This window comes from Pantoea agglomerans NBRC 102470, from assembly GCF_001598475.1.
In the GTDB taxonomy this organism is placed as follows: Bacteria; Pseudomonadota; Gammaproteobacteria; order Enterobacterales; family Enterobacteriaceae; genus Pantoea; species Pantoea agglomerans.
On record NZ_BCZA01000004.1, the window covers coordinates 449,170 to 463,240 of the forward strand.

Below are 14,071 nucleotides of genomic sequence, written 5' to 3' on the forward strand. Positions count from 1 at the left end.
CGCCGGGACGTATGAAGCCGAAGTATATCGTCGGGATATCATCGCTGACGTTGATCCTGGCACTTTTCGGTGCATTCTCATCGTACCGGCCAGCCAGGAAATTTCACATTTTCAGGGCGAAACTGGCTGATATCAGTAATAGTCATCATGCTGGTTAATGACATCCTGTCTGGAGAGGGCACCATGAAACGCACACCCCGTCTGACCGAAGCCGACGTAACGCCGGAAAGCATTTTTAACATGAAGCGCCGCCAGGTGCTGAAAACGCTGGGACTGAGCGCAGCGGCGATGGGTATGCCGGGCGTGGCGCAAGCCGATATTCTCAGCTGGTTCAAAGGCAACGATCGCCCACCCGCGCCAGCAGGCCGGCCGCTGGACTTTACCAAACCAGCGCAATATCAGGCCGATCTGACCTTAACGCCTGCGGATAAAGTTTCCGGCTATAACAACTTCTATGAGTTCGGGCTGGATAAGGCCGATCCGGCTGCCAATGCCGGTACGCTGAAAACAGAGCCCTGGAAACTGACCATTGATGGCGAAGTGGCTAAGCCCGTGACCCTGGATATGGATGACATCTTTAAACGGTTTGCCATGGAGCAGCGAATCTATCGCATGCGCTGCGTGGAGGCCTGGTCGATGGTGGTGCCCTGGATAGGCTTCGAGCTGAATAAGCTTATCTCTCTGGCGGAACCCACCAGCAAAGCGCGTTTTGTCGCCTTCCAGACGCTGTACGATCCTGAGCAGATGCCAGGTCAGAAAGATCGCTTTATTGGCGGCGGACTCAATTATCCCTATGTCGAAGGTTTACGTCTGGATGAAGCCATGCATCCGCTGACCATTCTGACCACCGGCGTCTATGGCAAAGCGCTGCCGCCGCAGAATGGCGCGCCGATTCGCCTGACGGTGCCGTGGAAATATGGTTTTAAGGGCATTAAGTCGATTGTCAAAATCACCCTGACCGCAAATCAGCCACCAACGACCTGGAACCAGATCGCCGCAGATGAATATGGTTTTTATGCCAATGTGAATCCGCATGTTAATCATCCACGCTGGTCGCAGGCCACTGAGCGATTTATTGGCCCGGGCGGCAGTCTGAAGGTCGAACGTCAGCCAACGCTGCTGTTTAACGGCTATGCCGAACAGGTTGCGTCGCTCTATCGTGGCCTGGATTTACGGGAGAATTACTAGGTGGTACGCCTGTCGATAAAACAGATCACCTGGCTTAAGGTGATTCTGCATCTGGCGGCCCTGTTGCCGCTGGTTTATCTGGTTCTTGCCGCGATGCAGGGCGGCCTGAGTGCGGATCCGGCAAAAGATATTCAGCATTTTACCGGCCGCATGGCGCTGAAACTGCTGCTGGGTACGCTGCTGGTCTCACCGCTGGCACGTTATGGCAGGCAACCGCTGTTAATCCGCACCCGGCGTCTGCTTGGCGTCTGGACGTTTGTCTGGGCTTCTCTCCATCTGCTGAGCTATTACCTGCTGGAGCTGGGCGCTGACAATCTGCGTCTGCTGGGCAGCGAGCTGATTTCCCGTCCCTATCTGACACTGGGGATTATCAGCTGGCTGATATTACTGGCCCTGGCGCTGACGTCGTTTCAGCGCGCTCAGCGCAAGCTCGGTAAGCGCTGGCAAACCCTGCACAACGCGGTCTATCTGGTGGCCATTCTGGTGCCGATTCACTATATCTGGTCAGTGAAAACCGTGTCACCCCAGCCACTTATCTACGCACTACTTGCTGCAATACTGTTAGCCTGGCGTTACAAAAAATTTCTCAAATGGTGGCCTCGCTAGCGCTTCACCCGTTGTTTTCCTCTGCACTTTTCTGTTAAAAGATGTGGCCCGCAGGCCACATCCGATCATCTTCGCAGATAAGACCAGTATTTTGCTGCGAAATGACACGAAACGGATATAATGCCCGGCTTTATTGCTCGTCGGGTCTTCTTTTTCATTCTCAAAGGTGACAAATGAAGATTCGCAAGGTATTTTACGCGATGCCTCAATGATTGCGGGAGATGGCAGCACGATGGCGCATAAATTACATATTCTGCTTTTAAACGGGCCCAACCTGAACCTGTTGGGAACGCGTGAACCTGAGAAGTATGGTCATACCACGCTGCGTCAGATCGTTGACGATTTGACACGTCAGGCAGACCAGTTGAATGTGGAATTGAGCCACCTGCAAACCAATGCTGAATTTCAGCTGATTGATCGCATTCATGAGGCCAAAGGCAATGTGGATTACATCATTATTAATCCTGCCGCGTTTACCCATACCAGTGTCGCACTACGTGATGCCCTGCTGGCGGTAGAAATACCGTTTATCGAGGTTCATCTCTCCAACGTGCATGCCCGCGAGCCCTTCCGCCATCACTCCTATCTTTCTGATGTCTCTGCTGGCGTGATCTGTGGGCTTGGCGCTGACGGCTACACATGGGCTTTACAAACGGCAGTAAAACGCCTGTCTCAAACTAATTAATCAAACTGAGTACGGAACCCCACTCATGGATATTCGTAAAATTAAAAAACTGATCGAACTGGTTGAAGAGTCTGGCATTTCAGAGCTGGAAATTTCTGAAGGTGAAGAGTCCGTTCGCATCAGCCGTGCACCTGCAAACGTGGGTTACCCGATGATGCAGCAGACTTATGCTGCGCCGGTTCAACAGCCTGCTCTGGCAACAGCTGTTGCTCCTGTTGCAGCGGTTGCCGAAGCGGCACCGGCTGAAATCAGCGGTCACATCGTGCGTTCACCAATGGTAGGGACCTTCTACCGTACGCCGAGCCCGGATGCGAAAGCCTTTGTGGAAGTCGGCCAGAAAGTGAATGCCGGCGATACCTTGTGCATCGTCGAAGCCATGAAAATGATGAACCAGATCGAAGCTGACAAATCAGGTGTAGTGAAAGCGATCCTGGTTGAAAGCGGTCAGCCGGTCGAATTTGACGAGCCACTGGTTATCATCGAGTAACGGGGCAGATCATGCTGGATAAAATTGTTATTGCTAACCGTGGTGAGATTGCGCTGCGCATTCTGCGTGCCTGTAAAGAACTGGGCATCAAGACTGTTGCGGTACACTCAAGCGCGGATCGTGACCTGAAGCACGTGCTGCTGGCAGACGAAACCGTCTGCATCGGCCCGGCGCAGTCAGTTAAAAGTTACCTCAACATCCCGGCGCTGATCTCTGCTGCAGAGATCACCGGCGCGGTGGCGATTCACCCTGGCTACGGCTTCCTCTCTGAGAATGCCGATTTTGCTGAGCAGGTTGAGCGCTCCGGCTTTATCTTTATCGGTCCGAAAGCAGACACCATTCGCCTGATGGGCGACAAAGTCTCTGCGATTAATGCGATGAAGAAAGCAGGCGTCCCAACCGTACCCGGTTCTGACGGTTCGCTGACCGATGATATGGAAAAAAACCGTGCCTTTGCGAAGCGCATCGGTTATCCGGTCATCATCAAAGCCTCTGGCGGCGGCGGCGGTCGTGGTATGCGCGTTGTGCGCAGCGACAAAGATCTGGAACAATCCATCAACATGACGAAAGCGGAAGCCAAAGCGGCTTTCAGCAACGACATGGTTTACATGGAGAAGTATCTGGAGAATCCGCGCCACATCGAGATTCAGGTTCTGGCTGACGGCCAGGGCAACGCGATCTATCTGGGCGAACGTGACTGCTCTATGCAGCGTCGTCACCAGAAAGTGGTTGAAGAAGCGCCAGGCCCAGGTATTACTGAAGAACAGCGCAGCTTTATCGGCAATCGTTGTGCCAAAGCCTGTATTGAGATTGGCTATCGTGGCGCAGGTACCTTCGAGTTTCTGTACGAAAACGGTGAGTTCTACTTCATTGAGATGAACACCCGTATTCAGGTGGAACATCCGGTGACCGAGATGATCACTGGTGTGGATCTGATCAAAGAGCAGCTGCGCATTGCTGCGGGTCAGCCACTGTCGATCAAACAGGACGAAGTGGTTATTCGCGGACATGCGGTCGAGTGCCGTATTAACGCTGAAGATCCGGTCACCTTCCTGCCAAGTCCGGGTAAAATCACCCGCTTCCATGCGCCAGGCGGTTTTGGCGTGCGCTGGGAGTCGCATATTTACTCAGGCTACACCGTACCGCCGTATTACGACTCCATGATCGGTAAGCTGATCACCTATGGCGAAACGCGCGACGTGGCTATCGCCCGCATGAAGAATGCGCTGGCGGAACTGATCATCGACGGTATCAAAACCAACGTTGAACTGCAGATGAAAATCATGTCCGACGAAAACTTCCAGCACGGTGGAACCAATATCCACTATCTGGAGAAAAAACTCGGCTTGCACGAGAAGTAAACGCAACGCTGAGTCAGTCAGAGGCCGGTTAATCCGGCCTTTTTCTTTTGCCGCTGGCGTTAAGGTTGAATCATGGATGCTCGTTTTATACAGGCACATAAAGAGGCGCGCTGGTCGCTCTACCTCACCCTGCTCTGGCTCGCTGCCTGGGGGCTTTCTGCCTGGCTGGGTGGCAGTGAAATTGGTATCACCGGCCTGCCGCGCTGGTTTGAACTCTCCTGCCTGTTTGCTCCCCTGTTGTTCATATTCCTGTGCTGGATGATGGTGCGGTTAATTTTCCGCGACATGCCGCTGGAGGACACAAATGAACAGTGAAATTATCCTGCCGTTACTGATTTATCTGGTGTTGATTGCCGCGCTGTCGGTGTTTGCCGTGCGCAAAAGGCGCGAGGGTAGCTTCCTCACTGAATATTTCCTTGGCAGCCGCTCCATGGGCGGATTTGTGCTGGCGATGACGCTCACCACCACCTATATCAGCGCCAGCTCGTTTATTGGTGGTCCCGGTGCCGCCTACAAATATGGGCTGGGATGGGTATTGCTGGCGATGGTGCAGGTGCCCGCCGTCTGGCTCTCGCTGGGTGTGCTGGGGAAAAAGTTTGCCATCCTGGCGCGTAAGCATAATGCGGTGACGCTGAATGACATGCTCTACGCCCGCTATCAGAGCCCGCTACTGATCTGGCTGGCAAGTCTGAGCCTGCTGGTTGCCTTTATCGGTGCCATGACGGTGCAGTTTATTGGCGGCGCGCGACTGCTCGAAACCGCCGCAGGCATCCCGTATGACACGGGTCTGCTGATTTTTGGCGGCACTATTGCGCTCTACACCGCTTTTGGCGGGTTCCGTGCCAGCGTTCTCAATGACGCCATGCAGGGCATCGTGATGCTGATTGGCACATTTCTGCTGCTGTTCGCGGTGATTCATCAGGCTGGCGGCCTGAGCACGGCCGTGCAGAAACTGCATGACATTGATCCCGCTCTGCTGTCGCCGCAGGGACCGGGTGAGATTTTAACGCCGACCTTCCTCACTTCATTTGTCGTGCTGGTCTGCTTTGGGGTGATTGGCTTGCCGCATACTGCGGTGCGCTGCATCTCTTATAAAGACAGCAAGGCAGTCCATCGGGCCATTATTCTGGGTACCATTGTGGTGGTGATCCTGATGCTGGGAATGCATCTGGCCGGTGCGCTGGGCCGGGCGATACTGCCGAATCTGACCGTGCCGGATAGTGTTATACCCACCCTGATGATCACTGTGCTGCCACCGTTAGCTGCCGGACTGTTTCTGGCAGCCCCCATGGCCGCCATTATGTCGACCATTAATGCCCAGCTGTTACAGGCTTCGGCTACGCTGATCAAAGATCTCTATCTGCGTGTTGCCCCACAGCAGATGGAAAATGAGACGCGGCTGCGGCTGTTATCTGGCACCATTACGTTCGCACTGGGTCTCCTGCTGCTGATTGCGGCCTGGAATCCACCCGATATGATTATCTGGCTCAACCTGCTGGCCTTTGGCGGCCTTGAGGCGGTTTTCCTCTGGCCGCTGGTACTGGGTCTCTACTGGGAACGCGCTAATGCCGCAGGCGCCATCACCGGCATGGTGGTGGGTGGAGGCTGCTACGCTTTTCTGGCGAGCCTGAACCTGCAGATTCTGGGTTTTCATCCCATTGTGCCCTCACTGCTTTTAAGCCTGCTGGCATTTTTAGTGGGCAACCTGTTTGGACGCGCGCCGCAAACGGTCGACGCGCCGCAACATTGACGGAAAGAGAGACGTTATGCCGTGGATTCAAATCAAAATTAATAGCTCAGGTGAACACGCGGAAACGCTGAGCGATGCGCTGATGGACATCGGTGCGGTTTCAGTGACCTTTCAGGATACCAACGACACGCCGGTGTATGAGCCGCTGCCAGGTGAAACCCGCCTGTGGGGCGATACCGATGTTATCGGCCTGTTCGATGCAGAAACTGATATGGCCGCGATTACCGCCGAACTGGCGCAGCATCCGCTGCTGGGCGCCGGTTTTCGTCACCGGATCGAGCAGATCGAAGATAAAGACTGGGAGCGCGAATGGATGGAAAACTTCCATCCGATGCGCTTCGGTGAGCGGCTCTGGATCTGTCCGAGCTGGCGTGATGTGCCGGATCCTGATGCCGTCAACGTGATGCTCGATCCCGGCCTGGCGTTTGGGACCGGCACGCATCCGACCACCTCACTCTGCCTTACCTGGCTTGACGGGCTGGATCTGGTGGGCAAAACGGTGATCGATTTCGGCTGTGGTTCGGGGATCCTGGCGATCGCCGCACTGAAGCTGGGCGCGGCTCAGGCGATCGGGATTGATATCGATCCGCAGGCTATTCAGGCCAGCCGGGATAATGCTGAGCGCAACGGCGTCTCTGATCGCCTGTCGCTCTATCTGCCCCACCAGCAACCCGAAAATCTGCAGGCTGATGTGGTGGTGGCCAATATCCTGGCCGGCCCGCTACGTGAACTGGCCCCGCTGATCAGCGTACTGCCGAAGTCTGGCGGTCATCTGGGCCTCTCGGGCGTGTTAGAGAGCCAGGCAGAGAGCGTCTGCGAAGCGTATGTCAGCGAGTTCACGCTCGACCCGGTTGCGGTTAAAGAGGAGTGGTGCCGGATTACCGGGATTAAATCCTGAATATGGCGCCTGTCTGCCGCCTCTGATATCGCTCTGCCCGGAACAAAGTGCCTTAACAGAACATTCAGCCAGCCCGTAGCGTAAGTTGCGGGCTTTCCCGATTTGAAATGGATGCTTGTATCGTTAATCACGGCATGTGACGTTTTTTATCTGGCGAATTGACGTACTTTTCTGGAAAAACTTTTGCTCACAATTTCAGCATAAGTTGTTAAATCATTGATATTTAAGCTTAATAAATATGCACATCGATCATGACCCGGATTTCATTGATCTTTCTTGCTGATTGTTCAAAGTTTGGCCTTTCATCTTCCTGCAAAAATGCGTAATATACGCCGCCTTGCAGACACAGTATGGCCATTCTGACTTCATGCGTATTGGAAACCTCCAGCTGAGAAATCGACTGATTGCAGCACCGATGGCCGGTATTACCGACAGGCCGTTCAGGGCGCTGTGTCACGAAATGGGTGCAGGCATGGCAGTTTCTGAGATGTTGTCTTCAAACCCGGAAGTCTGGGCTAGCGACAAATCTCGATTACGTATGGTTCACAGCGATGAGCCAGGCATTCGCGCCGTGCAAATTGCCGGTTGCGATCCCAGTGAAATGGCGCAAGCTGCACGCATTAATGTTGAGGCTGGTGCACAGGTCATCGACATTAATATGGGATGCCCTGCCAAGAAGGTTAACCGCAAAATGGCGGGTTCAGCCTTGCTGCAATATCCCACCGTGGTGGAGTCAATTCTCTCCGCAGTGGTTAATGCAGTGAATGTGCCGGTTACGCTGAAAATTCGTACTGGCTGGGATCCTGAAAACAGGAACTGTGTCGCGATTGCCCAATTGGCTGAACGCTGCGGTATACAGGCTCTGACGATACATGGTCGCACTCGTGCCTGCCTGTTCAACGGAGAAGCTGAATATGACAGCATTCGGACAGTTAAGCAGAGTGTCTCCATTCCGATTATCGCGAATGGAGACATAACTGACCCGCATAAAGCCAGAGCGGTGCTCGACTATACAGGGGCCGATGCTCTGATGATAGGACGTGCTGCTCAGGGAAGACCGTGGATCTTCCGGGAAATCCAGCATTATCTGGACACTGGGGAGTTGCTTGCCCCGCTGCCGATGGCAGAGGTCAAGCGCTTGCTTGTTTCGCATATACGTGAGCTGCACGACTTTTACGGTTCAGGCAAGGGATACCGTATAGCGCGAAAGCACGTCTCCTGGTATCTGCAGGAGCACGCCCCGAATGACCAGTTTCGGCGCACATTCAACGCCATTGAGGATGCCAGCGAACAGCTGGAGGCGTTGGAGGCATACTTCGAAAATCTTGCGTAACGAAATAAAGAGCTGAAAGAACTATGTTCGAACAACGCGTAAATTCTGACGTACTGACCGTTTCAACCGTTAACTCACAGGATCAGGTAACTCAAAAACCTTTGCGTGATTCGGTTAAACAGGCACTGAAGAACTATTTTGCTCAACTGAATGGTCAGGATGTGAGCGACCTGTATGAGCTGGTTTTGGCTGAAGTCGAGCAGCCTCTGTTGGACATGGTGATGCAGTATACCCGTGGCAATCAGACCCGTGCTGCCCTGATGATGGGTATCAACCGCGGTACGCTGCGTAAGAAATTGAAAAAATACGGCATGAACTGATTTTTAGTTCTGTCTGTAAATCACGCCAGCCTTCGGGCTGGCGTTTTTATTTGTGCGTCGACGCACAAAGCCACGGTAATGATAGTGAAACAGTTTCCGGTAATATGGTAACTGTAGTTGCAATCGCTGGCGTGATATTTCACCCTCTCGCTTTCGCCCGCTGTGATTTGACTTAGTGCCTGCCTGACCCTCACCTTGCTTCACATCCCCGCCACTGCTGGGTATGTGACTTTCTGCGCATTAAAAAGCAACGCAATCTCTTCATACATTTCTGCCTGAGTGAATGCTCACACTGCTCCCACATAGTGAAACTATTTGCACTAAATGTGATCGGGTCGACTCGCATTGCTTCCTTTTGGTGCGCCATATTAGCGGAACTTTCTAAGTGCTTCCGATTATTAACCGTTCTTTCATACGAATTCAGGAACCTGCAAACCTGGCATCAGCTTTGCAGAGTCGTGGATGGCTGACCGCCACAGACAGGAAAAACGCACACTAAAGTGCGCAAACATAACAACATGATCCCGCCACACAGGATGCTTTATGAAAAAAATGATGCTCTCTACGCTGATCGCTGCTGCCTCGCTGGTTGCCGTTGCTCAGCAAGCACACGCAGGCACCACACTGGATGCGATAAAGAAAAAAGGGTTTGTTCAATGTGGTATCAGTGACGGCTTGCCGGGCTTCTCCTATGCAGATGCTGGCGGCAAGTTTACCGGTATCGATGTGGATGTGTGTCGTGCGACGGCTGCCGCTGTGTTTGGTGATGCGACCAAAGTGAAATATACCCCGCTGACCGCGAAAGAGCGTTTTACCGCCCTGCAGTCCGGCGAGGTGGATGTGCTTTCACGTAATACCACATGGACCTCATCGCGCGATGGCGGCATGGGCTTCCTGTTTGCGGGCGTGAACTATTACGACGGTATCGGCTTCCTGACTCACCAGAAGGCCGGCCTGAAAAGTGCGAAAGAGCTGGATGGTGCCACCGTCTGTATTCAGGCGGGAACCGACACCGAGCTGAACGTAGCGGACTTCTTTAAAGCCAACAAAATGCAATATACGCCTGTAACCTTCGACCGCTCTGATGAATCGGCTAAAGCGCTGGATAGCGGACGTTGCGATACGCTGGCGTCTGACCAGTCTCAGCTTTACGCATTACGCATTAAGCTGGGCAAACCGGATGAATTTATTGTTCTGCCCGAAGTGATCTCCAAAGAGCCGCTGGGGCCGTTGGTGCGTCGTGGTGATGATGACTGGTTCACCATCGTGAAGTGGTCGCTCTACGCCATGCTGAATGCGGAGGAGATGGGCATCTCCTCGAAGAACGTTGACCAGATGACGGCCAAGCCAACCACACCAGACATGGCACACTTCCTGGGCGCCGAAGGTGATTTTGGTAAGGATCTGAAGCTGGATAACAAGTGGGCCTACAACATCGTCAAGCAGGTAGGTAACTATCAGGAAAGCTTTGATCGTAACGTCGGTAAAGACAGCGCACTGAAGATTGCACGTGGTCAGAATGCGTTGTGGAACCAGGGCGGTATTCAGTACGCACCACCGGTACGTTAACAGACCTCACTAATCGGGCACCCTATTCTGTGGTGCCCTACCCCAGCTTTCGTTACTGAGGTTTCAACATGTCACAACGCCCAACCGTGAAAAGGGATTTTTCATTTGGTAATCCCACGGTTCGCGCCTGGATTTATCAGCTCATCGCCGTCGTCGCGGTGCTTGGTGTGGTGGGTTATCTGGTGCATAACACCATTATTAACCTTGCCAATCGCGGCATTACATCGGGGTTTGGATTTCTTGAGCGCACTGCCGGTTTCGGCATCGTTCAGCATCTGATTGAGTACACTGAGGGAGATACCTACGCGCGCGTGTTTCTGGTTGGATTAACCAACACGCTGCTGGTCTCTGCACTCTGTATTGTTTTCGCTTCGGTTCTCGGATTCGCGGTCGGTCTTGCCCGCCTTTCTGACAACTGGCTGCTGCGGAAACTCTCGAATATCTATATCGAAACCTTCCGTAATATCCCACCCCTGCTGCAAATCTTCTTCTGGTACTTTGCAGTCTTACGCAATCTGCCGGGCCCACGTCAGGCGCTGAATGCTTTTGACCTGGCATATGTCAGTAATCGCGGACTCTACGTTCCGTGGCCGACCTATGCAGCAGGCAGCTGGCCGTTTGTGATCGCACTGCTTCTGGCCGCGGCTGTGAGCTATGGCCTGTACCGCTTTAACCGTAAACATCAGCTGAAAACCGGTCAGTTACGTCGCACATGGCCCGCTGCCGTTGTGATGCTGATTCTCTTTCCTTTGCTTGCACACATTGGGTTTGGCCCAGCCACGCACTGGGATGTGCCACAACTGCGCGGTTTCAATTTCCGTGGCGGCTCGGTAATGATACCGGAGCTGGCAGCCCTGACGCTGGCACTGTCGATTTATACCTCGTCGTTTATTGCTGAGGTGATCCGCTCCGGGATTCAGTCGGTCCCCTATGGTCAGCATGAAGCAGCGCGGTCGCTGGGGCTGCCTAATCCGGTTACGCTGCGCCAGGTGATTATTCCGCAGGCCATGCGCGTCATTATTCCGCCACTGACCAGCCAGTATCTGAACATCGTGAAGAACTCTTCACTCGCCGCCGCTATCGGTTATCCCGATATGGTGTCGCTGTTCGCCGGATCGGTACTGAATCAGACCGGTCAGGCCATTGAGACGATTGCTATCACGATGGGCGTTTACCTGATTATCAGCCTGCTGATATCAATGCTTATGAACTTCTACAACCGCAAAATTGCGCTGGTTGAGCGTTAAGAGAACGGGATAACTATGTCTGTGACTACGCATGAAACGCCCCCCGTCCCGACGACTCTGGTCAGTCGCGCCTGGTTTTGGGCTCGTAAAAACCTGTTTTCCAGCTGGTTTAATACGCTACTGACGCTGTTTTGCATCTGGGTTATCTGGCACGTCATTCCGCCCGCGCTGAACTGGCTGGTCTTTCAGGCAAACTGGATCGGCACCACGCGCGCCGATTGCACCAAAGAGGGTGCCTGTTGGGTCTTTATCCATGCTCGTTTCGGCCAGTTCATGTATGGGCTTTACCCGCATGAGTTGCGCTGGCGTATTAACCTGGCGCTGGTGATCGGCCTGTTGTCGATTGTGCCGATGTTCCTGAGGAGCCTGCCGTATCGTGGACGCTACATTGCTGCCTGGGCTGTCATCTATCCGGTGATTGTCTGGTTTCTGCTGTATGGCGGCTATCTGGGGCTGGAACGTGTCGAAACACGTCAGTGGGGCGGATTAACGCTGACGCTGATTATTGCGTCGGTGGGTATTGCCGGTGCGCTGCCGCTGGGTATTTTGCTGGCACTGGGCCGTCGCTCACGCATGCCGGTCGTGCGCACGCTGTCGATTATCTTTATTGAGTTCTGGCGCGGCGTGCCGCTGATTACCGTACTGTTTATGTCATCCGTGATGCTGCCGCTGTTTATGTCTGAAGGCACTAACATCGACAAGCTGGTGCGCGCGCTGGTCGGGGTCATTCTGTTCCAGTCCGCCTATGTGGCAGAGGTGGTTCGCGGTGGCCTGCAGGCACTGCCGAAAGGTCAGTACGAAGCAGCCGAATCTCTGGCGCTGGGCTACTGGAAGACGCAGATGCTGGTTATTCTGCCCCAGGCGCTGAAGCTCACTATTCCCGGCCTGGTCAATACCATCATCGCACTGTTTAAAGATACCAGCCTGGTCATCATCATTGGTCTTTTCGATCTGTTCAGCAGCGTCCAGCAGGCAACGGTCGATCCGACCTGGCTGGGGATGTCGACCGAAGGTTATGTCTTTGCTGCACTGGTCTATTGGATCTTCTGTTTTAGCATGTCGCGCTACAGCCAGTATCTGGAAAAGCGCTTTCACACCGGGCGTACATCGCACTGAGGTTTTACATGACTGACTCTATGACACACTCTTCCGACGCGTTGATGATCTCGCTTGAGAACGTGAATAAATGGTACGGGCAATTCCATGTACTGAAAGACATCAACCTGCAGGTTAAACCCCGTGAACGCATCGTACTGTGCGGACCTTCCGGCTCCGGCAAATCGACGACGATCCGCTGTATCAACCATCTGGAAGAGCATCAGCAGGGCCGCATTGTTGTTGACGGTATCCATCTTAATGATGACGTTCGTAACATTGAGCGCGTGCGCACCGAAGTCGGTATGGTCTTCCAGCACTTCAATCTCTTTCCGCATCTGACCGTACTGCAAAACTGCACGCTGGCACCTTCCTGGGTAAGAAAGATTCCAAAGAAGGAAGCTGATGAGCTGGCCATGCACTATCTGCAACGCGTGCGTATTGCCGAGCATGCACATAAGTTTCCGGGCCAGCTCTCTGGCGGACAGCAGCAGCGTGTCGCCATCGCCCGCTCACTCTGTATGAAACCCAAAATTATGCTGTTTGATGAACCCACGTCAGCGCTGGATCCTGAGATGGTTAAAGAGGTGCTGGATACGATGATTGGTCTGGCGGAGGATGGGATGACTATGCTGTGCGTCACCCATGAGATGGGCTTTGCCCGAACGGTGGCTGACCGGGTGATCTTTATGGATCGGGGAGAGATCGTCGAAGTCGCGCCACCGCAGGAGTTCTTTGCGAATCCAAAATCGGAGCGTACCCGGGCGTTTCTATCGCAGGTTATTCACTGATCAGACGTTCAGTTATCTCACTACCCGGCCTGGTGCCGGGTTTTTTATGGACTGAACAGCCGCTTTAATATGCTTACTGACCTGTTGCTGTTATGAATAAACAGACAGATACGCTGTGAAGAGGGAGTTTTATCGCGGTTTGCCACAACGAAAAAAGCCCTTCGCATACGCAAAGGGCTCTCTCTTATTTGATGCCTGGCAGTTCCCTACTCTCGCATGGGGAGACCCCACACTACCATCGGCGCTACGGCGTTTCACTTCTGAGTTCGGCATGGGGTCAGGTGGGACCACCGCGCTACAGCCGCCAGGCAAATTCTTTTATTTACCGAACTCGTGTCTTAACTGGTGCTGATACCCAGAGTCGAACTGGGGACCTCACCCTTACCAAGGGTGCGCTCTACCAACTGAGCCATATCAGCACACTAAATTTGATGCCTGGCAGTTCCCTACTCTCGCATGGGGAGACCCCACACTACCATCGGCGCTACGGCGTTTCACTTCTGAGTTCGGCATGGGGTCAGGTGGGACCACCGCGCTAAAGCCGCCAGGCAAATTCTTTGTGCTCTGTCCTGTGTCTTTTGTGCTGATGCTGCGTTGGCCGCCCTCGCGCTACTCCGTCACATACTTCAGTATGCTCCTTCGTATCGGTCTGTTGCCGCCTTGCCTCAGCGCAAAATCCTTCGGACTTCAGTCCGCAGGACACAACTGTATCCGGTTAACAAGCTGAAAATCGTGTCTCTC

General features: G+C 53.6%; 14 protein-coding genes, 1 tRNA gene and 2 rRNA genes. 14 read left to right on the top strand and 3 right to left on the bottom strand.

Annotated elements, in window-relative coordinates:
- The first annotated feature begins 183 nt into the window (after window positions 1–183).
- The 14 genes from msrP to PAG01S_RS10610 all read left to right on the top strand — a co-directional run bounded on the left by msrP (window position 184) and on the right by PAG01S_RS10610 (window position 13,330).
- Window positions 184–1,188: a protein-methionine-sulfoxide reductase catalytic subunit MsrP gene (gene msrP / locus PAG01S_RS10545; protein ID WP_010256016.1), complete on the top strand. Its 1,005-nt coding sequence runs from the start codon at window positions 184–186 to the stop codon at window positions 1,186–1,188.
- Window positions 1,189–1,794, top strand: coding sequence for a protein-methionine-sulfoxide reductase heme-binding subunit MsrQ (gene msrQ, locus PAG01S_RS10550; RefSeq protein ID WP_010699820.1), 606 nt, complete (start codon window positions 1,189–1,191; stop codon window positions 1,792–1,794). It abuts the gene before it with no gap.
- Between the two features lie 232 nt (window positions 1,795–2,026).
- Window positions 2,027–2,479: a type II 3-dehydroquinate dehydratase gene (aroQ, locus tag PAG01S_RS10555; protein ID WP_010256011.1), complete on the top strand. Its 453-nt coding sequence runs from the start codon at window positions 2,027–2,029 to the stop codon at window positions 2,477–2,479.
- A 25-nt stretch (window positions 2,480–2,504) separates the two neighbouring features.
- Window positions 2,505–2,966 (top strand): acetyl-CoA carboxylase biotin carboxyl carrier protein, encoded by a 462-nt coding sequence (gene accB / locus PAG01S_RS10560; RefSeq protein ID WP_010256009.1) that lies wholly within the window; start codon window positions 2,505–2,507, stop codon window positions 2,964–2,966.
- An 11-nt stretch (window positions 2,967–2,977) separates the two neighbouring features.
- The gene (gene accC, locus PAG01S_RS10565) at window positions 2,978–4,327 is read left to right on the top strand and encodes an acetyl-CoA carboxylase biotin carboxylase subunit (RefSeq protein WP_010256007.1); all 1,350 of its coding nucleotides are present in this window, start codon (window positions 2,978–2,980) and stop codon (window positions 4,325–4,327) included.
- 72 nt (window positions 4,328–4,399) lie between these two features.
- Entirely contained in the window at window positions 4,400–4,642 is a 243-nt protein-coding gene (locus PAG01S_RS10570) for a YhdT family protein (protein WP_010256005.1), read from the top strand.
- A complete protein-coding gene (gene panF, locus PAG01S_RS10575) occupies window positions 4,632–6,077 on the top strand; it encodes a sodium/pantothenate symporter (protein ID WP_062758547.1) in 1,446 nt (481 codons plus the stop codon). Before PAG01S_RS10570 ends, panF begins: the two co-directional genes overlap by 11 nt.
- A 16-nt stretch (window positions 6,078–6,093) precedes the next feature.
- Window positions 6,094–6,975 (top strand): 50S ribosomal protein L11 methyltransferase, encoded by an 882-nt coding sequence (prmA, locus tag PAG01S_RS10580; RefSeq protein ID WP_010699821.1) that lies wholly within the window; start codon window positions 6,094–6,096, stop codon window positions 6,973–6,975.
- Between the two features lie 367 nt (window positions 6,976–7,342).
- Window positions 7,343–8,308: a tRNA dihydrouridine synthase DusB gene (dusB, locus tag PAG01S_RS10585; protein WP_008925814.1), complete on the top strand. Its 966-nt coding sequence runs from the start codon at window positions 7,343–7,345 to the stop codon at window positions 8,306–8,308.
- A 23-nt stretch (window positions 8,309–8,331) separates the two neighbouring features.
- The gene (gene fis, locus PAG01S_RS10590; protein WP_003855228.1) at window positions 8,332–8,628 is read left to right on the top strand and encodes a DNA-binding transcriptional regulator Fis; all 297 of its coding nucleotides are present in this window, start codon (window positions 8,332–8,334) and stop codon (window positions 8,626–8,628) included.
- A gap of 543 nt (window positions 8,629–9,171) precedes the next feature.
- On the top strand, window positions 9,172–10,197 hold the full coding sequence (locus PAG01S_RS10595; protein ID WP_010255984.1) for an amino acid ABC transporter substrate-binding protein: 1,026 nt from the start codon (window positions 9,172–9,174) through the stop codon (window positions 10,195–10,197).
- 68 nt (window positions 10,198–10,265) lie between these two features.
- Window positions 10,266–11,444, top strand: coding sequence for an amino acid ABC transporter permease (locus tag PAG01S_RS10600; RefSeq protein ID WP_062758549.1), 1,179 nt, complete (start codon window positions 10,266–10,268; stop codon window positions 11,442–11,444).
- Window positions 11,445–11,459: 15 nt separating this feature from the next.
- A complete protein-coding gene (locus tag PAG01S_RS10605) occupies window positions 11,460–12,560 on the top strand; it encodes an amino acid ABC transporter permease (RefSeq protein ID WP_060681171.1) in 1,101 nt (366 codons plus the stop codon).
- An 8-nt stretch (window positions 12,561–12,568) separates the two neighbouring features.
- Entirely contained in the window at window positions 12,569–13,330 is a 762-nt protein-coding gene (locus PAG01S_RS10610; protein WP_010699823.1) for an amino acid ABC transporter ATP-binding protein, read from the top strand.
- 193 nt (window positions 13,331–13,523) lie between these two features.
- Here PAG01S_RS10610 and rrf (PAG01S_RS10615) read toward each other — a convergent pair.
- The 3 genes from rrf (PAG01S_RS10615) to rrf (PAG01S_RS10625) all read right to left on the bottom strand — a co-directional run bounded on the left by rrf (PAG01S_RS10615) (window position 13,524) and on the right by rrf (PAG01S_RS10625) (window position 13,879).
- Window positions 13,524–13,639: ribosomal RNA gene (gene rrf, locus PAG01S_RS10615) — 5S ribosomal RNA — on the bottom strand.
- Window positions 13,640–13,673: 34 nt separating this feature from the next.
- Window positions 13,674–13,749: transfer RNA gene (locus PAG01S_RS10620), tRNA-Thr, on the bottom strand.
- Between the two features lie 14 nt (window positions 13,750–13,763).
- Window positions 13,764–13,879 (bottom strand): 5S ribosomal RNA (gene rrf, locus PAG01S_RS10625).
- Between the last annotated feature and the right edge of the window lie 192 nt (window positions 13,880–14,071).